Source organism: Pseudomonas frederiksbergensis, assembly GCF_017114915.1.
In the GTDB taxonomy this organism is placed as follows: Bacteria; Pseudomonadota; Gammaproteobacteria; order Pseudomonadales; family Pseudomonadaceae; genus Aquipseudomonas; species Aquipseudomonas frederiksbergensis_I.
This window is the reverse complement of the sequence record NZ_JAAUOE010000008.1, coordinates 14,744-37,067: the sequence shown is the minus strand read 5'-3', so window position 1 is coordinate 37,067 and position 22,324 is coordinate 14,744. Positions and strand designations below refer to the sequence as shown.

The 22,324-nt window shown below is 60.7% G+C and carries 16 protein-coding genes; 13 read left to right on the top strand and 3 right to left on the bottom strand.

Annotated features, from left to right (window positions below; genetic code table 11):
* The first annotated feature begins 7 nt into the window (after positions 1-7).
* Together HCU66_RS08440 and HCU66_RS08435 are read left to right on the top strand one after the other, a co-directional pair.
* Positions 8-1,171: a gamma-butyrobetaine dioxygenase gene (locus HCU66_RS08440; RefSeq protein ID WP_205888049.1), complete on the top strand. Its 1,164-nt coding sequence runs from the start codon at positions 8-10 to the stop codon at positions 1,169-1,171.
* A gap of 303 nt (positions 1,172-1,474) precedes the next feature.
* Complete coding sequence (locus HCU66_RS08435) at positions 1,475-1,738, top strand: hypothetical protein (protein ID WP_205888048.1); 264 nt, start codon at positions 1,475-1,477, stop codon at positions 1,736-1,738.
* Positions 1,739-1,848: 110 nt separating this feature from the next.
* Here the strand turns inward: HCU66_RS08435 and gbdR are convergent, their stop codons facing one another.
* Positions 1,849-2,952, bottom strand: a complete 1,104-nt coding sequence (gene gbdR, locus HCU66_RS08430; RefSeq protein WP_205888047.1) for a choline metabolism transcriptional regulator GbdR — start codon at positions 2,950-2,952, stop codon at positions 1,849-1,851.
* Between the two features lie 530 nt (positions 2,953-3,482).
* Complete coding sequence (locus HCU66_RS08425) at positions 3,483-4,859, bottom strand: L-serine ammonia-lyase (protein WP_205888046.1); 1,377 nt, start codon at positions 4,857-4,859, stop codon at positions 3,483-3,485.
* Between the two features lie 438 nt (positions 4,860-5,297).
* Between HCU66_RS08425 and HCU66_RS08420 the strand changes: the two genes are divergently transcribed.
* From HCU66_RS08420 to choV, 3 genes are all read left to right on the top strand, one after another.
* Complete coding sequence (locus HCU66_RS08420) at positions 5,298-6,245, top strand: choline ABC transporter substrate-binding protein (RefSeq protein ID WP_205888045.1); 948 nt, start codon at positions 5,298-5,300, stop codon at positions 6,243-6,245.
* Positions 6,246-6,313: 68 nt separating this feature from the next.
* Positions 6,314-7,159, top strand: coding sequence for a choline ABC transporter permease subunit (choW, locus tag HCU66_RS08415; RefSeq protein ID WP_205888044.1), 846 nt, complete (start codon positions 6,314-6,316; stop codon positions 7,157-7,159).
* The gene (choV, locus tag HCU66_RS08410; protein WP_205888043.1) at positions 7,156-8,334 is read left to right on the top strand and encodes a choline ABC transporter ATP-binding protein; all 1,179 of its coding nucleotides are present in this window, start codon (positions 7,156-7,158) and stop codon (positions 8,332-8,334) included. The genes choW and choV overlap by 4 nt, the downstream gene beginning before the upstream one ends.
* A 297-nt stretch (positions 8,335-8,631) precedes the next feature.
* On the opposite strand, the gene HCU66_RS08405 is transcribed toward choV, so the two are convergent.
* Complete coding sequence (locus tag HCU66_RS08405; RefSeq protein ID WP_338136419.1) at positions 8,632-10,581, bottom strand: BCCT family transporter; 1,950 nt, start codon at positions 10,579-10,581, stop codon at positions 8,632-8,634.
* A 380-nt stretch (positions 10,582-10,961) separates the two neighbouring features.
* Between HCU66_RS08405 and betI the strand changes: the two genes are divergently transcribed.
* The 8 genes from betI (at position 10,962) to HCU66_RS08365 (ending at position 22,320) form a co-directional block, all read left to right on the top strand.
* On the top strand, positions 10,962-11,594 hold the full coding sequence (gene betI, locus HCU66_RS08400) for a transcriptional regulator BetI (protein WP_205888041.1): 633 nt from the start codon (positions 10,962-10,964) through the stop codon (positions 11,592-11,594).
* Positions 11,595-11,612: 18 nt separating this feature from the next.
* Positions 11,613-13,085 (top strand): betaine-aldehyde dehydrogenase, encoded by a 1,473-nt coding sequence (gene betB, locus HCU66_RS08395; protein ID WP_205888040.1) that lies wholly within the window; start codon positions 11,613-11,615, stop codon positions 13,083-13,085.
* A gap of 153 nt (positions 13,086-13,238) precedes the next feature.
* Entirely contained in the window at positions 13,239-14,942 is a 1,704-nt protein-coding gene (betA, locus tag HCU66_RS08390) for a choline dehydrogenase (protein WP_205888039.1), read from the top strand.
* Between the two features lie 255 nt (positions 14,943-15,197).
* Entirely contained in the window at positions 15,198-16,640 is a 1,443-nt protein-coding gene (locus HCU66_RS08385; protein WP_205888038.1) for a TldD/PmbA family protein, read from the top strand.
* The gene (locus HCU66_RS08380) at positions 16,640-17,977 is read left to right on the top strand and encodes a TldD/PmbA family protein (protein WP_205888037.1); all 1,338 of its coding nucleotides are present in this window, start codon (positions 16,640-16,642) and stop codon (positions 17,975-17,977) included. Before HCU66_RS08385 ends, HCU66_RS08380 begins: the two co-directional genes overlap by 1 nt.
* Positions 17,978-18,133: 156 nt before the next feature.
* Positions 18,134-19,561: a multidrug transporter subunit MdtD gene (mdtD, locus tag HCU66_RS08375; protein WP_205888036.1), complete on the top strand. Its 1,428-nt coding sequence runs from the start codon at positions 18,134-18,136 to the stop codon at positions 19,559-19,561.
* A 105-nt stretch (positions 19,562-19,666) separates the two neighbouring features.
* The gene (gene dbpA, locus HCU66_RS08370; RefSeq protein WP_241015421.1) at positions 19,667-21,004 is read left to right on the top strand and encodes an ATP-dependent RNA helicase DbpA; all 1,338 of its coding nucleotides are present in this window, start codon (positions 19,667-19,669) and stop codon (positions 21,002-21,004) included.
* A 137-nt stretch (positions 21,005-21,141) separates the two neighbouring features.
* Positions 21,142-22,320 carry a BaiN/RdsA family NAD(P)/FAD-dependent oxidoreductase gene (locus tag HCU66_RS08365; protein WP_205888034.1) on the top strand — a complete coding sequence of 393 codons (1,179 nt, stop codon included), beginning with the start codon at positions 21,142-21,144 and terminating at the stop codon, positions 22,318-22,320.
* Positions 22,321-22,324: the final 4 nt, after the last annotated feature.

Here is a 22,324-nt window from a genome sequence, read left to right as displayed (position 1 = left end):
GCTCGCCATGAACACCGCCGCCGCTTTTGCCGATTTCCGTACCTATCCGTTGATCAGCGCGTTGACCGCCGTGCACACCCTGGCGGACCGCATTCAAGTGACGTGGGCGGACGGTCGGGTCAGCCCTTTTCATCATCAATGGCTGCGGGACAACTGCCCGTGCCCGAAATGTGTCTACACGGTGACCCGCGAGCAGGTGCTGGAGATCGTCGATGTCGCCGAGCATCTGATGCCTGAAAACGCCACGGTCGATGCTCAAGGATGCCTGTGCGTCGATTGGCAGGACGGTCATCTCAGCCGCTTCGATCCGGGCTGGCTGCGGGCCCACGCCTATGACGATGAGTCTCGCGCTGAACGCCAGGCCGGCAAACCGAGAGCCAGGCTTTGGTACAGTGATTTGCAGCTGCCAGTTTTCGAATACCAGGCCCTGATGGAGAACAACGACGCCTTGCTGCAATGGCTGTTGGCCGTGCGTGATATCGGCCTGACTCAAGTGCGCGGCGTACCCACCGAGCCGGGCTCGCTGAAGCTGATCGCCCAGCGGATTTCGTTCATCCGCGAGAGCAATTTCGGCGTGCTGTTCAACGTGCAATCCAAGGCCGATGCCGACAGCAATGCCTACACCGCCTTCAACCTGCCACTGCACAGCGATTTGCCGACCCGGGAGTTGCAACCGGGGCTGCAATTTCTGCATTGCCTGGTCAATGACGCCGACGGAGGCGAGAGTATTTTCGTCGATGGTTTTGCCATCGCCCAAACCTTGCGCCAGGAAGATCCCGAGGCGTTTCAGGCCTTGTGTGAAATCCCCGTAGAGTTCCGCAACAAGGATCGTCACAGCGACTACCGCTGCCTGGCGCCGATCATCGCGCTGGATACGTCAGGGCAGGTATCGGAAATCCGCATGGCGAACTTTCTGCGTGGGCCGTTCGATGCTTCGGTGGAGCAGATGCCCAGGCTCTATCGTGCTTACCGGCGCTTCATTGCAATGACCCGCGAAGCGCGCTTCCGGGTGATGACGCGGCTCAATTCCGGCGAACTGTGGTGCTTCGACAACCGCCGCACCCTCCACGCCCGCAACGCCTTCGACCCCGCCACCGGTGCCCGCCATTTCCAGGGGTGCTATGTCGACCGGGATGAATTGCTGTCGCGCATTTTGGTGTTGCAACGGTAAACCGCCAAAAGATCGCAACCTGCGGGCTGCGATCTTTTGCTTTTCAACAAAGCAAAAAAAACCCCGATCAAGCCGTGACAGGATCGGAGCTGAGGAGGGTACTGTTGAGGAGCTGTTGCGCGAGGGTGACCAAACCTTCGTGAAGCCAGCTGAGTCCAGTGTGCCCCCTCTTCTCGCTAGCAAGTTAGCCGAAAACGACATGTTCATAGCCAATGCTGCCATTGCGACAAATCGTCCTTGCCGACGCCCACCACCCCTACCAGAATCGAGCCACGACACCGTTCCCAGAAGAAGGATTGCGTCATGATGCACGCCGATTTGATTGACCAGGAAGACTTGTTGGGCCAGCTCAAGGCGCTGGGATTTGAAGTGCCCACTGGCGCCACCGCACAGGAGGCTTGCGAGTGTGCGGTACGGGGTTTGAACGACGTACGGGCCATGACGCTTCGGACCATGGTCAAGCAGATGTACACCAGCAGCGCGACCATTCTACCGGCCGTGCGCCAGGCGATCGACAAGCAATTGCTGCCTGCGTTGGCGGAGTATCAGCAAAGCCGTAGCGCCTGACCTGTGGCGAGGGGGCTTGCCCCCGTTCGGCTGCGCAGCAGTCGTAAAATCTTGGGGCCGCTGCGCGACCCAACGGGGGCAAGCCCCCTCGCCACAATAGCCCGCGCGTTTTAGAGCCTTACGCTAGCGAAAGTCGACTCATTGCGCGCCTGGCTCAACGCCGACAGCGGCCCGGACAACGGCGACAGCACCAGTGCTTGCGGCAGCGGCATCATCGCCACTTGTTGCGTGGTGTTGGAGCCCACGCGCTCGTCACGCGGCGGAATGCCGAAGTATTCGCGGTAGCACTTGGAGAAGTGCGGCGTGGACACGAACCCACACACCGACGCCACTTCGATGATCGACATCGGCGTTTGCTTGAGCAATTGCCGAGCGCGGATCAAGCGCAGTTTCAGGTAGTAACGCGACGGCGAGCAGTGCAGGTATTTCTGGAACAACCGCTCCAGCTGACGACGGGAAACGGCGACGTACACCGCCAGCTCGTCGAGGTCGATCGGCTCTTCGAGGTTGGCCTCCATCAGCGCCACGATTTCCTGCAGCTTCGGCTGGTTGGTGCCGAGCATGTGCTTGAGTGGCACGCGCTGGTGATCCTGCTCGTTGCGGATGCGCTCGTAGACGAACATCTCCGAAATCGCTGCCGACAGTTCACGACCGTGATCGCGGCTGATCAGGTGCAGCATCATGTCCAGCGGCGCGGTGCCGCCGGAGCTGGTGAAACGGTTACGGTCGAGGGTGAACAGCCGGGTGCTCATGGCCACTCGCGGGAAGGCTTCCTGCATCGACGCCAGGCATTCCCAGTGCACGCTGCAATCGAAACCGTCCAGCAAGCCGGCGCAGGCCAGGGCCCAGCTGCCGGTGCAGACCGCGCCGAGACGACGGGACTGACGCGCCTGGCTTTGCAGCCATGACACATGCTCGCGGGTTACGGTGCGCTGGATGCCGATACCACCGCAAACGATGACGGTGTCCAGAGGCGGCGCTTTGTGCATGGCGGCGTCGGGGGTGATCTGCAGACCGTCACTGGCCCAGACCTGACCGCCATCGACGGTGAGTGTGGTCCAGCGATACAGCTCGCGGCCGGACAATTGGTTGGCCATGCGCAGGGGTTCCACTGCGGAGGCCAGAGAAATCAGCGTGAAATTGTCCAGCAGCAAAAAGCCGATGGATTGAGGCGCACGGTTCTGGGGTTGGGCCCCGGAGTTGAACGTCGTCATCGCGGTATCTCCTCACACAAAGCGGGTGATGGCCTCAGGCGGAGGCTCTTTTTATTGCCATCGTTCTCGCGCGGGAGACGGGCTTTGTAATGACAGAGCAAATGCCATGCCTAAAATTGAATGCGCGTTCAATAACTCCTGAAAACGACGTCGCGATGCGTCTGGATATGGCGCGCAGAGATAAGAGGTCATAAGTGCCATCAAGGGCCGCAAACCCGCTGCCCCGTTGCGTGTGAGCAAATCGGTAGCACTTGTGGGAACAGGTCTGCGACGTGCCTGTTAAGAGTGTCACCGCAGGCACGGGTGACGGACGGTCAGGGCTTGAACTGGATCCCCGATCGGTGAGGCAGGCTTGCCTGTTTGCGACGCGCCAAAAGGTGGCGCGTTTGGGTGCGGGTGTTCACTTGGTGCGCAATTTTGACTGGTTCAACGCTGTCTGTAGGAGCCGGCTTGCTGGCGAACCGGGCGACGCAGTGGATCAGGTACGCCGCTTTCGCTGGCAAGCCAGCTCCTATAGGTAATGCGCCGTCTCAGCACTCAACCGCGCTGACCGCCAACCCACCGCGTGAGGTCTCTTTATATTTGTCGTGCATGTCGGCACCGGTATCACGCATGGTGCGGATCACCCGGTCCAGCGAAATAAAGTGCTGACCGTCGCCTCGCAGCGCCATCTGCGCCGCGTTGATGGCTTTCACCGCCGCAATCGCATTGCGCTCGATGCACGGCACCTGCACCAACCCGCCCACCGGATCGCAGGTCAGGCCGAGGTTGTGTTCCAGGCCGATTTCCGCCGCGTTGCACAGCTGCTCCGGCGTGGCGCCGAGAACCTCCGCCAGCCCGGCCGCCGCCATGGCGCAAGCCGAACCGACCTCGCCCTGGCAACCGACTTCGGCACCGGAGATCGAAGCGTTCTTCTTGCACAGAATCCCCACCGCCGCGGCGCTGAGCAAGTAATCGACCACATTGGCGTCGGTCACTGCCTCGCTGAACTTCATAAAGTAGTGCAGCACCGCCGGAATGATCCCCGCCGCGCCGTTGGTCGGTGCCGTGACCATGCGCCCGCCGGCAGCGTTTTCTTCGTTGACCGCCAGGGCGAACAGGTTGACCCACTCCATCGCGCTCAGGGTCGAGCCGATCACGTTGGGTTTGTTCAGTTCCTGCAAGCTGCGGTGCAACTTGGCCGCACGACGGCGCACATTGAGGCCGCCGGGCAGGATGCCTTCGTGCTTGAGACCATGCTCTACACAGTCCTGCATGGCGCGCCAGAGTTTCATCAGGCCGCTGCGAATTTCTTCTTCGCTGCGCCAGACTTTCTCGTTGGCCATCATCAATTCGGCCACGCGCAGGTTGTGCTTCTTGCACAGGCTGAGCAATTCGACCGCACTGGAGAAGTCGTAAGGCAGCACGGTGTGATCCAGATCCACCACGCCGCTGCAAGCTTGCGCCTCATCGACGACAAACCCGCCGCCGATGGAATAGTAGGTGTCGCGATGCAGCTCGCCGTGATCGCCTTCGGCAACCAGGGTCATGGCGTTGGGATGGAACGGCAGGTTTTCGTCGATCAGGCGCATGTCCCGGGCCCAGATGAACGGGACCGCCAGATGGCCGTCGAGCAACAGCGTTTGGGTTTCGCGCAGGGCCGCGATATGGATGCCGATTTGCGACGGGTCGATCGCGTCCGGCCACTCGCCCATCAGGCCCATGATCACCGCGTTGTCGCTGCCATGGCCGATGCCAGTGGCCGAGAGCGATCCATAAAGTTGAACTTCGACGCGACGTACCTGCTCTAGAAGTCCCCGCTCGCGCAAACCTTGCACGAACAGCGCCGCGGCGCGCATAGGCCCCACGGTGTGCGAACTGGAAGGACCGATGCCGATTTTGAACAGGTCGAAAACACTGATAGCCATTGCTGCTGAACTCCTGGATGTGCCTGCTCCAGGCGCAAAAGCGCCCAGTGACGGAGCTGCTACGCTCAAGCTGCAATCCGTCGAGATGGCCGCATCATCAGGCTTTTACCATGTCGTTCAACGTCTCACACCGACGCACTCATGCCCACCAGCGCCGCGTGTCTCTCGCGCAATGTTTTCGCCGTTTTTTTGCGGTTCAGAGGGACAAATCGGGCTGAAAAAAGCTGTAAACGACGTCACCGACACTGGATGCGACCCTCCCTGTACTGGTTACGACGCACCCTGTAGGCGTCAGATTTTCACTGGTACATGATCGTATCGACTCGATTGCAAGGCGCCGTGGTAGAGCTGTCTCCAAAACGCCATCCAACCGCAACAGATAAGTGCGGTGGTCCACAGTCGGAACACTGCCAAAAAAAACACCAAGGAGTCGCCCCTATGAAAGGTTCCCCGTCGTTGTTGTTGGCCGCCATGCTGAGTCTGCCGTTTTTGGCTCACGCCGCAGAACCGGCCCAATGCAGCACCGTAAACTTCTCCGATGTCGGCTGGACGGACATTACCGTCACCACCGCCACCACCAGCGTCGTTCTCGACGCCCTGGGCTACAAGACCAAAACCACGATGATTTCCGTGCCGGTGACCTACAAATCCCTGGCCGACGGCAAGAACATGGACGTGTTCCTCGGTAACTGGATGCCGACCATGGAAAACGACATCAAGGCCTACCGCGATGCCGGCACCGTGGAGACAGTGCGCGCTAATCTGGAAAACGCAAAATACACACTCGCCGTCCCCGAAGAGTTGTATAACAAAGGTCTGAAGGATTTCGCCGACATCGCCAAGTTCAAGAAAGAACTCGACGGCAAGATCTATGGCATCGAACCGGGTAACGACGGCAACCGCCTGATTCAGAGCATGATCGACAAGAACGCCTTCGGCTTGAAAGACGCCGGCTTCAAGGTGGTCGAGTCCAGCGAGGCAGGCATGCTCTCGCAAGTCGATCGCGCCCAGCGCCGCAACACCGCCGTGGTGTTCCTGGGCTGGGAGCCACACCCGATGAACACACGATTCAAGATGAAGTACCTGACGGGCGGCGACGAGTTCTTCGGCCCGAACTTCGGCCAGGCGACCATCTACACAAACACCCGCAAGGGTTACGTACAGGAATGCAGCAACGTGGGTCAGTTGCTGAAAAACCTGGTGTTCACCCTCGACATGGAAAGCACGCTGATGGGCAACGTCCTGGACGACAAAATGAAGCCTGATGCAGCTGCCAAGGCCTGGCTGAAAAAGAATCCACAGGTGCTCGATACCTGGCTGGCTGGCGTGACCACCATTGACGGTAAACCTGGCCTGGAGGCCGTGAAAGCCAAGCTCGCACAGTAAAATCGCTTACGCCGGGCGGGCTCGCCCGCCCGGGCTGTTTATTTCCTTGCATGCGGACGTTCACTACCATGCTGATTGATCAGAAAATACCTTTAGGCCAGTACATCGCGGGCTTCGTTGAGTGGTTGACGCAACACGGCGCCAATACCTTCGACGCCATCGCCGTGTCACTGGAAACGATGATCCACGGCGTGACTTTTGCGCTGACCTGGTTCAACCCGCTGGCATTGATCGGCCTCATCGCGCTACTGGCACACTTCATCCAACGCAAATGGGGCCTGACCGTTTTTGTCGTCGCCTCCTTTCTGCTGATCCTCAATCTGGGGTACTGGCAGGAAACCATGGAAACCCTCGCCCAGGTGTTGTTCGCCACCCTGGTGTGCGTGCTGATCGGCGTGCCGTTGGGCATCGTCGCCGCGCACAAACCGATGTTCTACACACTGATGCGGCCGGTGCTCGATCTGATGCAGACCGTACCGACCTTCGTGTACCTCATTCCTACCCTGACCCTCTTCGGTCTGGGTGTGGTCCCTGGCCTGATCTCGACGGTGGTGTTCGCGATTGCCGCGCCCATCCGCCTGACCTACCTGGGTATCCGCGATGTTCCGGACGAACTGATGGACGCCGGCAAAGCCTTTGGCTGCTCGCGCCGTCAGTTGCTCTCGCGCATCGAACTGCCCCACGCCATGCCAAGCATCGCGGCCGGTATCACCCAGTGCATCATGCTGTCGTTGTCGATGGTGGTGATTGCGGCACTGGTGGGCGCCGACGGCCTGGGCAAACCCGTGGTCAACGCACTGAACACTGCTGATATCGCATTGGGCTTCGAAGCAGGCCTGGCGATCGTACTGCTGGCGATCATGCTCGACCGTATCTGCAAACAACCCGAAGCCAAAGTAGGGGGTGACGCATGAGCATTATTCGCTTCGAAGACGTGGACGTGATCTTCTCCAAAGACCCACGCGCGGCTCTTAAACTGCTCGACCAGGGCATGACCCGCAACGAGATCCTGAAAAAGACCGGGCAAATCGTCGGTGTCGAAAAAGCCAGCCTGGACATCGAGAAAGGCGAGATCTGTGTACTGATGGGCCTGTCCGGCTCCGGCAAATCCAGCCTGTTGCGCTGCATCAACGGCCTCAACACCGTCAGCCGTGGCAAGTTGTTCGTCGAGCATGAAGGGCGACAGATCGACATCGCCTCCTGCACCCCGGCGGAACTGAAGATGATGCGCACCAAGCGCATCGCGATGGTGTTCCAGAAGTTCGCCCTGATGCCTTGGCTGACGGTGCGCGAGAACATCAGTTTCGGTCTGGAAATGCAGGGTCGCCCCGAAAAAGAACGCCGCAAACTGGTGGACGAGAAACTTGAGCTAGTGGGCCTGACCCAGTGGCGTAACAAGAAACCCAATGAGCTCTCCGGCGGCATGCAGCAGCGTGTCGGCCTGGCCCGTGCGCTGGCGATGGATGCCGACATTCTGCTGATGGACGAACCGTTCTCGGCCCTCGACCCGCTGATCCGCCAGGGTCTGCAAGACGAACTGCTGGAACTGCAACGCAAACTGAGCAAGACCATCGTTTTCGTGAGCCACGACCTCGATGAAGCCCTGAAGCTGGGCAGTCGTATCGCGATCATGAAAGACGGCCGGATCATCCAGTACAGCAAGCCGGAAGAAATCGTCCTGAACCCTGCGGATGATTACGTGCGCACCTTCGTCGCTCACACCAATCCGCTGAACGTACTGTGCGGTCGCAGCCTGATGCGCACCCTGGACAACTGCAAACGCATCAACGGTTCGGTGTGCCTGGACCCGGGTGGCGATTCGTGGCTGGACCTGGCCGAAGGCAACACCATCAAAGGCGCACGCCAGAACGGCTCAAGCCTGGACCTGCAGAACTGGATACCGGGGCAAGCGGTTGAAGCCCTGGGCCGTCGACCAACGCTGGTGGACTCCAACATCGGCATGCGCGACGCGCTGCAGATTCGTTACCAGACCGGCAACAAGCTGGTGCTGCACGACAACAACAAAGTGGTCGGGATCCTCGGCGACAGCGAGCTGTACCACGCACTGCTCGGCAAGAACCTGGGGTAATCAAGACAGCAGACACAAAAACGCCGCGAGATGATCGCGGCGTTTTTGTTTGTGCACAGATTGGATCTGGAATGCTGACTACTGTGGCGAGGGGGCTTGCCCCCGTTGGGTCGCGAAGCGACCCCAATCCAGACACCACGGTATTTCAGATAGATCGCGTAACCAGGATCTACGACTGCTTCGCAGCCGAACGGGGGCAAGCCCCCTCGCCACAATCGATCAACGAGGCACAAAAAAGGGGCTCAATTGAGCCCCTTGGCGTTCCCACGCAAAGCGCAGGAACGATCATATCGCTACTCAGCTATAAACCCGGCCAAGCAACTGCCGATGGCTTTCAAACTGATCGAGCACGTCACGGGTGATCTGATCCTGAGTGAAGCCCATCAAGTCGTAGTCCTGGCTGCCGTTGTGCAAGTACACCTCGGCTCGGTAATAACGTGCGCGCGGTTCATCGGCGCTTTCGGCCGACACCGTTTCACTCGCCGCCGCCAGATAACCGTCCAGGCTCACTTCGTAGACAAACGGGTTGCCCTCTTCCATCTCGATCCGCAGGCCCATGCAACGCTTGGCTTTACCCAGCAACGTTTGCACGTCCAGGCCCTTGCCACGCAGTTGAACTACGGCCTCTTCCAGCGCCGGGCTGACTTGCTTGTCCATGAAACGCTGAACGATCGACTGATTCGGTTGCAGATCCAGCTGAGTCAAACGCTCACTGAAACCGCGACGACCGCGTGCCGCGAGTTCCGCTTGCTCCTGTTCGATCTGCACGTCCTGACGCATGGCCTTGTGCAAGCCGAACATGAAGAACACCAGCACCACCGAGAACGGCAGTCCCGCCAGCACCACCATGGTTTGCATGGCTTCGAAGTTACCGGCGAACAGCAGACCGATGGTCACCAGGGTGATCACCACCGACCAGAAAATCCGCAGCCAGTGCGGCGCATCTTCGTCGACGTTGCCGCCCTTGCACGAAAGATTGGCCATCATTACCGCGCCGGAATCCGCCGGGGTCAGGAACAGCACGAAGCCGACAAAAATCGACACGCCAATTACAACTTTCGACGCCGGGTAATGCTCAAGCAACTGGTAGATCGCCATCGACGGCTGTTGCAGCGCCGTCTTGCCGAGTTCCACCGCCCCATGGTTCATCACCAGGTCCAGGGCCGAGTTACCGAAGATCGACAGCCATGCCAGGGTGAAACCCAGTGGAATCAGCAGCACGCCGGCCACCAGTTCTCGCACCGTGCGACCACGGGAAATACGCGCGATGAACATGCCGACAAATGGCGCCCAGGAAATCCACCAGGCCCAGTAGAACAGGGTCCACAGGCCCAACCAGCGGTCGGACTTCTCGCTGTCGCCTTCGTACACATACAGGTCGAAGGTCTTCAGCACCACGCCGTTCAGGTAGTCACCGATGTTCTGCACAAAGCCGTTGAGCAGGTGCAGGGTCGGGCCAAACAGCAGAACGAAAATCAGCAGACCGCTGAACAGCACGATGTTCAGGTTGGACAGACGGCGAATACCGTTTTCCACGCCGGACACGGCAGCGATGGTCGCCACGGTGCTCATCACGATGATCACGATCAGCAGGTTAGTGTTGCTGTGTTCCATGCCGAACAGGTTTTCCAGTCCCGACGACACTTGCAGCGAACCGATCCCCAGGTTCGTCACCAGCCCCAGCAGGGTCACGAACATGCCGAAGCCGTCCACCGCATGGCCGGCCGCGCCTTTGACCCAACGCTCGCCGACCAGCGGATACAGCGCCGAACGCAACGCCAGCGGCTGGTTATGACGGTAAGCGAAGTACGCCACGGCCAGGCCGACCAAAGCGTAGATCGCCCAGCCATGCAGGCCCCAATGCAGGAATGTCAGCTGCACTGCCTGACGGGCGGCAAGGTTGCTGCCGGCCACGCCTTCCGGCGGATTGAAGTAATGGTCCAGCGGCTCGGACGCACCGAAGTACAGCAGCGAGATGCCGATACCCGACGAGAACAGCATCCCCGCCCAGGCGCCGTAGCTGAAGTCCGGAGTATCGTCCTTGCTGCCCAGCTTGAGCTTGCCGTAGGACGAAAACGCCAGGCCCACCACAAACACCAGGTAGGCGGCGATCACCACCATGTAATACCAGCCGAAGCTGCGGGACAACCAGGCCTGGGCAATGCCGAGCATTCTGCCGGCCTCTTGCGGGGCGATGATCAGAATGGCGGTCAACAACAGAATCAACGCGGTAGAGGTGTAGAACACCCAACCGTTGACCGCCACCTTCTCGGGTGGGGTCTTTATTAGAGAGGCAGAACTCATGGCACAGATGCTCCGGGCAGTGCGAGAGAAGAACACAAGGCAACGCGTTACCCGACCAATCGATTAGTTGGCAGCCGACCGGCGGGTGATATAAAGACACCCCGAAAAAAGCCCGAAACCCCTGGAACGCGTCTGCGTATGGGTTTCGAGCATTTTTGGATGTCGGTTTATCGTCATTTACATGTAGGAAAAATCTGTAAGCAGCGACGAATTGTCGCAGATCTTATTCTTTGTTGATTGAACGTTCAATCAAAACAAAATAGACTGGCCCTCAATCCGGTAGCCGAATTTCGTCCACCGGAAGGCCTAAGGAGATGTGCAAGATGCCCAAGGTCGGTATGCAACCCATCCGCCGCCAGCAATTGATCGAAGCCACTTTGCAGGCCATCGATCAGGTCGGCATGGGGGACGCCAGCATTGCGCTGATCGCCCGTTTGGCCGGCGTCTCGAATGGCATCATCAGTCACTACTTTCAGGACAAGAACGGCCTGATCGCCGCCACGGCGCAGTACCTGATGAGCGTCCTCAGCGAGAACGTCACCGCGCGCCGTCATGCGTTGGAGGACAACAGCCCACGGGCCCACCTCCAGGTGATTATCGAAGGCAACTTCGACGCCAGCCAGGTCAATGGCCCGGCAATGAAAACCTGGTTGGCCTTCTGGGCCGCCAGCATGCACCACCCGTCTTTGCACAGGTTGCAGCGGATCAACGATCACCGTCTGTATTCCAACCTGTGCTGCCAGTTCCGCCGTGTGTTGCCGCTCGATGATGCGCGCACCGCCGCCCGTGGCCTGGCAGCCCTCATTGACGGTTTGTGGTTGCGCGGCGCGCTGTCGGGAGATGCTTTCGACACCGCGCAGGCGCACCAGATCGCTTACGAATACATGGATTTCCAACTGGCCAAGCAGGTGAGTCAGAGCACACATAAAACCGCTCAACCCCTGCCAACCACTTAATGCACTTGCGAGGACACTATGGCCCGTTTCGAACTGCAAAAACTCTACATCGATGGCGGTTACACCGACGCCAGCAGCGACGCCACCTTCGAAGCCATCAACCCGGCTAACGGTGAAGTCCTCGCAACCGTACAGCGTGCGACCAAGGAAGACGTCGAGCGTGCAGTGGTCAGTGCCGAAAAGGGCCAGAAAATCTGGGCCGCGATGACCGCCATGGAGCGTTCGCGCATCCTGCGTCGTGCCGTGGACATCCTGCGCGAGCGCAACGATGAACTGGCCGCCCTGGAAACCCTGGACACCGGCAAGGCGTACTCCGAAACCCGTTACGTCGACATCGTCACCGGCGCTGACGTGCTGGAATACTACGCAGGCCTGGTACCAGCCATCGAAGGCGAGCAGATCCCGCTGCGCACTACCTCTTTTGTCTACACCCGTCGCGAGCCGCTGGGCATCGTGGCCGGTATCGGCGCGTGGAACTACCCGATCCAGATCGCCCTGTGGAAATCCGCTCCAGCCCTGGCGGCCGGTAACGCGATGATCTTCAAGCCAAGCGAAGTCACCTCGCTGACGACTCTGAAACTGGCCGAAATCTACACCGAAGCGGGCCTGCCGGCTGGCGTGTTCAACGTGTTGACCGGCAGCGGCCGTGAAGTCGGCACCTGGCTGACCGAGCACCCACGCATCGAAAAAGTCTCCTTCACCGGCGGCACCGACACCGGCAAGAAAGTCATGGCCAGCGCTTCCGCCTCCACGCTCAAAGACGTGACCATGGAACTGGGCGGCAAATCCCCGCTGATCATTTTCGACGACGCCGACCTCGATCGCGCCGCCGACACCGCGATGATGGCCAACTTCTACAGCTCTGGCCAGGTTTGCACCAACGGCACTCGCGTGTTCGTGCCGAGCCACCTCAAAGCCGCGTTCGAAGCCAAGATCGTTGAGCGCGTTGCACGCATCCGCGTCGGCAATCCGCAAGACGAAAACACCAACTTCGGCCCACTGGTCAGCTTCGCCCACATGGAAAGCGTGCTGGGTTACATCGCCAAAGGTAAGGAAGAAGGCGCTCGCCTGTTGTGCGGCGGCGATCGTCTGACTGACGGCGAATTCGCCAAAGGCGCATTCGTGGCGCCGACCGTGTTCACCGACTGCACCGACGAGATGACCATCGTGCGCGAAGAAATTTTCGGGCCGGTGATGAGCATCCTGAGCTACGAAACCGAAGAAGAAGTGATCCGTCGCGCCAACGACACCGACTTCGGCCTGGCGGCCGGCGTTGTCACCAAAGACCTGAACCGCGCCCACCGCGTGATTCATCAATTGGAAGCCGGTATCTGCTGGATCAACGCCTGGGGCGAGTCCGACGCCAAGATGCCGGTCGGCGGCTACAAGCAGTCGGGCGTGGGCCGTGAGAACGGCATCAGCTCGCTGAACAACTTCACACGCATCAAATCGGTACAGGTCGAACTGGGCGATTACGCCTCAGTGTTCTAAGGCACCCGCGCACAACCTGTAGCAGCTGCCGAGGCACGAGGCTGCGTTGCGGTCCGAAGGGCCGCCCTCGGGGACTGCTGCGCAGCCCAACGCAGCCTCGTGCCTCGGCAGCTGCTACGGGCGACCTGACCAACTTCAAAGAGGGTGCATTTAATGTCCCAAGTATTCGATTACATCATCATCGGTGCCGGTTCAGCCGGTAACACCCTGGCGACCCGTCTGACTGAAGACGAAGGCGTCACCGTGCTGCTGCTCGAAGCGGGCGGCCCGGATTACCGTCTGGATTTCCGCACGCAAATGCCGGCGGCTTTGGCGTTCCCGCTGCAAGGTCGTCGCTACAACTGGGCATACGAAACCGATCCAGAGCCACACATGGACGGTCGCCGGATGGAATGCGGTCGCGGCAAGGGCCTGGGTGGTTCTTCGCTGATCAACGGCATGTGCTACATCCGTGGCAATGCCATGGACTATGATGGCTGGGCGAAGCTGCCCGGCCTGGAAGACTGGACCTACCTCGACTGCCTGCCGTATTTCCGCAAGGCGGAAACCCGTGACATCGGCCCGAACGACTACCACGGCGGCGACGGTCCGGTCAGCGTGACCACGCCGAAAGCCGGCAACAACCCGCTGTTCAGTGCGATGGTTGAAGCAGGCGTACAAGCAGGTTACCCGCGTACCGAAGACTTGAACGGTTACCAGCAGGAAGGTTTCGGCCCGATGGACCGCACCGTGACGCCCAAAGGCCGTCGCGCCAGTACCGCTCGCGGTTACCTGGACATCGCCAAGAAGCGTTCGACCCTGACCATCGTCACCCACGCCCTGACCGACAAAATTCTTTTCGAAGGCAAGCGTGCGGTCGGCGTGCGCTACCTGATCGGCGCGGCTGAAGAGCGCGTTGAAGTCCGTGCCCGCAAAGAAGTGTTGCTGTGCTCCGGCGCCATCGCGTCGCCGCAGATCCTGCAACGCTCCGGTGTCGGCCCGGCCGAACTGCTGAAAAAGCTCGATATTCCGGTGGTCCACGACCTGCCGGGCGTCGGTGAAAACCTGCAGGATCACCTTGAGTTGTACCTGCAATACGCCTGCACCCAACCGGTCTCGCTGTACCCGTCGCTGCTGCTGCACAACCAACCGGCCATCGGTGCCGAGTGGCTGTTCAACGGCACCGGCATCGGCGCCAGCAACCAGTTCGAAGCCGGCGGCTTCATCCGCACCCGTCCGGAATTCGAATGGCCGAACATTCAGTACCACTTCCTGCCGGTAGCGATTAACTACAACGGTAGCAACGGTGTGAAAGAGCACGGTTTCCAGGCACACATGGGTTCCATGCGGTCGCCAAGCCGCGGTCGCATCCAGGCCAAGTCCAAGGATCCGCGCGAATACCCGAGCATCCTGTTCAACTACATGGCCACCGAGCAGGACTGGCAGGAATTTCGCGATGGCATCCGCCTGACCCGTGAAATCATGCAACAGCCGGCGCTGGACGCTTTCCGTGGTCGCGAAATCAGCCCGGGCATCGAGGTACAAACCGACGAGCAGCTGGACAAGTTCATCCGCGAGCACGCCGAAACCGCGTTCCACCCATCCTGCTCGTGCAAGATGGGCACCGACGAGATGGCCGTGGTCGATGGCGAAGGTCGTGTGCATGGCCTGCAAGCCCTGCGCGTGGTCGATGCCTCGATCATGCCGATCATCACCACCGGCAACCTGAACGCACCAACGATCATGATGGCCGAGAAAATCGCCGACAAGATCCGCGGCCGTAAACCACTGCCGCGCAGCAAGGCCAAGTATTACGTGGCCGGCGGTGCACCGGTGCGTGGCAAGCCGTTGCGGGATGTGAGCCCTACCGCGCAGTAAGTCGCAGTGATCGTTCCCATGCTCCGCATGGGAATGCATCCAGTGACGCTCCGCGTCACACAGCGGACGCAGAGCGTCCGTGGCGGCGTTCCCACGCAGAGCGTGGGAACGATCAGCCGACTCAAGCGGTAAATCCCCCCCTACACCCTCTTCGCTTGATCCTGCCCCCACGCAGGCCTAATCTAGCGCCACGCAAACGTTTCACCCCCCTCGCAACACCGATTCGCCGCCACTCCATACCAAGGAGGTTCCCGAATGTTCGATTTCCACCCCCAGCTCAAGCAGCGCTTCGCTGCGTTGCGCACGGGCGCTGAATTCTTTTCGCTGCGTTATGTGCGCGAGTCCGGCCAGCATCTGTCGGTGCGCAAGAACGTCGCCGAACCGCCGAGCCTGAGCCAGGACGAAGGCGCAATGCTCACCGTTCGGGTCAACGGCGTCGAAGCCTATGCCGCCACCAACGACTTGTCCCAGTCCGGCCTGCAAGCCGCGCTGGAGAAAGCCGAGCAACAAGCCCGTCGCCTCAAGCCCCATGCCCTGCTCGACCTGCGCGAGCAAGCCGTTTCCAGCGACCGCGCCGACTACTTCTCGCCGAACGTCGACCAGTCCTTCCCGTCCCTGAGCGATTGCTACCAACTGCTCGGCGCCGAATCCGCCGCCGTGCCCAAGGACGAACGCCTGGTGAACTGGCAGGCGAGCATCGGCATCACCAACGTTGAGCAGATCTACCTCAACAGCGCCGGCGCCGAATTGCGCCAGGCTCAGCGTTTCGTCTACCCGAGCATGGACGTCACCGCCTACGACGGCAGCGACAGCCAGACCCGCACCCTGGGCCGTGAGAATTTCGGCCAGCAGGGCGGCTTTGATGTGATCAGCCGCTGCGGCCTGATCGGTGCCGGGCCGAAGATTGCCGATCAGGCACTGCAATTACTGCTGGCGCCGAACACCCCGCAAGGCCCGCGCGACCTGTTGCTGATGCCCGACCAGATGATGCTGCAGATTCACGAGTCCATCGGTCACCCGCTGGAGCTGGACCGCATCCTGGGCGATGAGCGCAATTACGCCGGCACCAGTTTCGTCAAGGCGCAAGACTTCGGCCGCCTGCAATACGGCTCCGCACTGCTCAACGTGACGTTCGACCCGGACATCCCCGAACAACTCGCCAGCTACGGCCATGACGACGAAGGCACCGCCGCCAGCAAGCAATTTCTGATCAAGGAAGGATTGTTGCTGCGGCCATTGGGCGGCGCGCTCTCGCAATTTCGGGCTGGCATGGACGGCGTTGCCAACAGCCGCGCCTGCGGCTGGAACCGTCCGCCGATCGATCGCATGGCCAACCTCAACATCGAGCCGGGCGATCAGCCGCTGGAACAAATGATCGGCAACATCGAACGCGGCATCTTGATGAGCACCAACCGTTCGTGGTCCATCGACGATGCGCGCAACAAATTCCAGTTCGGCTGCGAATGGGCTCAGCTGATCGAAAACGGCGAACTCAAGGGCGTGGTGAAAAACCCCAACTACCGGGCGATTTCCGCACAGTTCTGGAAAAGCCTCAGCGCTGTCGGCGACGCCAGTACCTTCAAGGTGCTGGGCACGCCGAACTGCGGCAAGGGCGAACCGAACCAGGTGATCCGCGTCGGCCATGCGTCGCCGGCCTGTGTGTTCAGCAACGTTGATGTGTTTGGAGGAGACGCCTGATGAGTACAGTCAAAGGTCAGGCCGAGTCATTTGAAACACTGGTCAACTGGTTGCGCGAAGCGATTCGCGAGCCTGAACAATTCACCCTCAGCTATGCCGCCGAATCGTCGGCCTTCGTGCGTTTCAACCACGCCAAGGTCCGTCAGGCCGGGCAGGTGCAGCAGGCGAGCGTCGGCCTCAAACTGATCAACGCTGGTCGCCACGCCGACCTCGACATCACGTTGTCGGGCGACCCGGAAGTCGACCTTCAGCGTCTGGCCGAAGGGCTGCAACAGTTGCGCGACACCCTGCCGTTGCTGCCTCAGGACCCCTACCTGCTGCTCAACCATGACCACTGGCAGAGCAACAACGTGCAGGATCATCCGTTGCCAGACACCGAGCAGGTGGTCGCTGAAATCACTCAGGCCGCCGAGGGGCTCGATTTGGTCGGCTTCTATGCCGCCGGGCCGATCAGTCGTGGCTTCGCCAGCTCCTCGGGCGCGTTCGGCTGGCATCAGGCCAACAGCTTCAACTTCGATTTCAGCCTGTTCCATGAAAACGGTCAGGCGGTGAAAGCCAGCTATGCCGGGCACGACTGGAACAGCGAAGGCTTTGCCAGGCGCTTCCAGCAGGCCCGCGAGCAGTTGGCGTTTCTGGGTCGGCCATTGCGCACGCTGGCACCGGGTCAGTACCGCGCGTACCTCGCACCAGCAGCGCTGGAAGAAATCATGGGCATGCTCAGTTGGGGCGGTTTTTCGGCGCAGTCGATTGCCAGCAAGAGTAGCCCGTTGCAGAAGCTCTACGGTGGCGACAGTTCGTTCAGCCCGTTGGTGTCGCTGGATGAAAAAGTCAGCGGTTCCCTGAGCCCGGCGTTCTCCGGTGAAGGTTACCCGCGCAGCGATCTGAGGCTGATTGTTGATGGCAAGGCGGGCGACCAATTGGTGGGTTCACGCAGCGCCGCCGAATACGGCCTGACCGCCAACGGTGCCGGCGGCGGTGAATCGCCGAGTGCGTTGAACATGGCGGCCGGCGCGTTGCCTGACGCTGAGATTCTCAAGCGACTGGGCACCGGTTTGTACATCAGCAACCTCTGGTACCTGAACTACTCGGACCAACCGGCAGCACGCCTGACCGGCATGACACGGTTCGCGACCTTCTGGGTCGAGAACGGCGAGATTCAGGCACCGGTCAGCACCATGCGTTTTGACGACAGCGCCTACAGCCTGCTCGGTTCGCAGCTGGAAGCGTTGACCGAGGAACGCGAGCTGATGTTGTCGGCCAGTACCTACAGCCAGCGGAATACGTCTTCGGCGTTGCTGCCGGGGGCGTTGGTCAGCCGATTGACCTTGACCCTCTGACACAGATCGCTCCCACGTTTGACAGATCGTTTCCACGCTCGGCGTGGGAATGCAGCCCGGGACGCTCCGCGTCCCTACCGAAGCGGACGCAGAGCGTCCATTGAGGCATTCCCACGCCGAGCGTGGGAACGATCATTTCCGACACCAAGAGGCCCCATGCCCAACCGCCCACCTCTCGACGCTGTCACTGCCCGCTGGTTGCCGTGGGTCGTCGCCATTGCCTTCTTCATGCAGTCCCTCGACGGGACAATCCTCAACACCGCCCTCCCCGCCATGGCCCGGGACCTGGCCGAAGACCCGCTGCGCATGCAAGGCGTGATCATCGCCTACATGCTCACCGTCGCCTTGCTGATCCCCGCCTCCGGCTGGATCGCCGACCGTTTCGGCACCAAGAAGATCTTCTTCGGCGCCATCCTGCTGTTCAGCATCGGCTCATTGCTCTGCGCCTTGTCGAGCACTCTGAGCATGCTGATCGGCGCCCGGGTGATCCAGGGCCTGGGCGGTGCCTTGATGTTGCCGGTCGGACGACTGGTGGTGCTGCGTGCGTACCCGCGTTCGGAGCTGGTGCGGATGATGGGGTTCATCACCATTCCCGGCCTGCTCGGCCCCCTGATCGGCCCGACCATGGGCGGCTGGATGGTGCAATACCTGACCTGGCACTGGATCTTCCTGATCAACCTGCCGGTGGGTGCCATCGGTTGCTACGCGGTGTGGAAATTCATTCCCGACCTGCGCGGCAGCGAGCGAACCCGCTTCGATAGCCTGGGCTTTTTGCTGTTCGGCGCGGCGATGGTGCTGATCACCATCGCCATGGAAGGCCTGGGCGAGCTGCACCTGCCGCACTTGCGGGTGATGTTGCTGCTGTTTGGCGGCATGGCGTGTCTGGCGGCCTATTGGTTGCGCGCCGGGCACATCGATAATCCGTTGTTCGCGCCGTCGCTGTTCAAGACCCGGACCTTCGCCGTGGGCATCCTCGGCAACCTGTTCGCCCGTCTTGGCAGCGGCGCGTTGCCGTTCCTGGTGCCCTTGCTGCTGCAAGTGGCGTTGGGTTATTCGCCGTCTCAGGCCGGGATGAGCATGCTGCCACTGGCCGCGGCGGCGATGGTCGCCAAGTCGGTGGCGCGGCCGCTGATCGAGCGTTTCGGCTACCGCATCGTGCTGACCGGCAACACGCTGGCGTTGGGGATCATGCTGGCCAGCATGGGCCTGGTCAGCGAGCAGACGCCGTATTGGCTGTTGCTGGCCCAGTTGGCGATTCTGGGAGCGATCAACTCCTTGCAGTTCACCGCGATGAATACCGTGACCCTGATCGACCTCGATGACGCCAGCGCCAGCAGCGGCAACAGTTTGCTGTCGGTGGTCGCGCAATTGTCCCTGAGCCTCGGTGTAGCCTGTGCCGGTGCGTTGCTGGGTGGCTTTACCGCAGAGATCGGAAACGATGGCGTTGATACCGTTTTGGGCGCATTTCAACTCACATTCGTGACCGTCGGAATCATGGCCATGTTGGCCGCGACGATTTTTTCGCAACTGTCCAGAACTGACGGACGGCGCGTCAGACATCCGGAAGAACACATAGAGCCTTAGGGCGAATGGCCATCGGACTGGTACACTGCGCGACATTTTGTTTTGCAGGCCAGTCCCGTGACCACCATCGCCACCGCTTTTAATACTTTGCCGCTGTCCGCCGCCATGCTGGCTAACCTCGACTCCCTCGGTTACGCCCAGATGACGCCGATCCAGGCGCAAAGCTTGCCGGTGATCCTCAAGGGGATGGACCTGATCGCCCAGGCCAAGACCGGCAGCGGCAAGACCGCGGCCTTCGGTATCGGCCTGTTGAACCCGATCAATCCGCGCTTCTTCGGTTGCCAGGCGCTGGTCATCTGCCCGACCCGTGAGCTGGCCGACCAGGTCGCCAAGGAAATCCGCCGTCTGGCCCGCGCCGAAGACAACATCAAGGTCCTGACCTTGTGCGGCGGCGTGTCTTTCGGCCCGCAGATCGCATCCCTGGAACACGGCGCGCACATCATCGTCGGCACCCCGGGACGCATCCAGCAACACCTGCGCAAGGGTTCACTGGTGCTTCATGGCCTGAACACGCTGATCCTCGACGAAGCCGATCGTATGCTCGACATGGGTTTCTACGATTCCATCGAAGAAATCATCGCCCAGTGCCCGGAGCGTCGCCAGACCCTGCTGTTCTCCGCCACCTATCCGGTGGGCATCAAGCAGCTGGCGTCGAAGTTCATGCGCAACCCGCAACAAGTGAAGGCTGAGGCGTTCCACGACGACACCCAGATCGAGCAGCGTTTCTACGAGATTTCCCCGGAAGAACGCATGAGCGCGGTGACCAAGGTGCTCGGTCACTTCCGCCCAGCGTCCTGCGTGGCCTTCTGCTTCACCAAGCAGCAGGTTCAGGAAACCGTCGATCACCTGACCGCCAAAGGCATCTGCGCCGTGGGTTTGCACGGCGATCTGGAACAGCGTGACCGTGACCAGGTCTTGGCGATGTTCGCCAACCGCAGTACTTCGGTGCTGGTCGCCACCGACGTCGCCGCCCGCGGCCTGGACATCGATGCGCTGGACATGGTGATCAACGTCGAACTGGCCCGTGACTCGGAAATCCACATTCACCGTGTCGGCCGTACCGGTCGTGCCGGCGAGAAAGGCATCGCCATCAGCCTGGTTGCACCGTCCGAAGCCCACCGCGCCCAAGCCATCGAGCAACTGCAGAAGTCGCCGTTGAATTGGGATCAGGTGGATAACCTCACGTCTCAAGGCGGCGGGCCGCTGCTGCCGGCAATGAGCACGCTGTGCATTGGTGCGGGCCGTAAAGACAAGGTGCGTCCGGGTGACATTCTGGGTGCTCTGACCGGCGATGCCGGCATCCCGGGTGCCCAGGTCGGCAAGATCGCGATTTTCGACTTCCAGGCCTATGTGGCCGTGGAACGCGGGATCGCCAAGCAAGCCTTGCAGCGGCTGAACGACGGTAAAATCAAAGGCCGTTCGCTGCGCGTGCGCATCCTGTAAGAGATTGCCGATCGTTCCCACGCTCTGCGTGGGAATGCATCCCGTGACGCTCCGCGTCACATAACGGCGGACGCAGAGCGTCCATGGCGGCATTCCCACGCAGAGCGTGGGAACGATCATTGTGTGAGGACACCGTTTTGCGCTCTACCGAAGTCGTGATCATTGGCGCTGGCGCCGCAGGGTTGATGTGTGCGCTGACCGCCGCCGGGCGCGGGCGCAAGGTGATGTTGCTTGACCATGCCAACAAGGCCGGCAAAAAAATCCTCATGTCGGGCGGTGGGCGCTGCAATTTCACCAACATGTACACCGAACCGGGCAATTTCCTCTCGCAGAACGCCCATTTCTGCAAATCCGCACTGGCGCGCTACACCCAGTGGGACTTCATCGGTCTGGTGGCCAAACACGGCGTGCCGTACCACGAGAAAAAACTCGGCCAACTGTTCTGCGATAACAAATCCAGCGACATTCTCGAAATGTTGCTCGATGAATGCGATCAGGTCGGCGTCAGCCTGCACCTGGACACCTCGATCCAGACCATCGAAAAGCTCGAAAGCGGTTATCTGCTGGACACCACGCTGGGCCAGATCACCTGCGAATCGTTGGTGATCGCCACTGGCGGCCTGTCGATTCCGACCCTCGGCGCCACCGGTTTCGGTTATCAGGTGGCCAAACAGTTCGGCCACGACCTGCTGCCGACCCGCGCCGGCCTGGTGCCGTTCACCATCACCGATCAGCTCAAGGAACTGTGCACCGAGCTGTCCGGTACGTCGGTGGATTGCCTGGTGAGCTGCAACGACCAGAGTTTCCGCGAGAACATCCTGTTCACCCACCGCGGCCTCAGCGGCCCGGCGATTTTGCAGATTTCTTCATTCTGGGAATCCGGCGACACGGTAGAGATCAACCTGATGCCGGATCACGACGTACCGAGTTGGCTGCAACAGCAGCAAGTCGAGCGCCCGAACAGCGAACTGAAAACCCTGCTCGGTGAAATCTTCACCAAGAAGATGGCCAACCTGCTGGCGGATAACTGGTTCGTCTCCAAACCGATGAAGCAGTACACCCATGCGGAAATTGCGGACATCGCCGAAAAACTGGCGAGCTGGAAAGTCGTGCCGGCCGGCACCGAAGGCTACCGCACGGCCGAAGTGACCCTGGGTGGCGTCGACACGCGCGAAGTGTCGTCCAAGACCATGGAATCGCTGAAAAGCCCTGGCCTGTATTTCGTCGGCGAAGTGCTCGACGTCACCGGGCATCTGGGCGGTTTCAACTTTCAATGGGCCTGGGCCTCCGGTTACGCGGCGGCGCAGTACGTCTGACCGA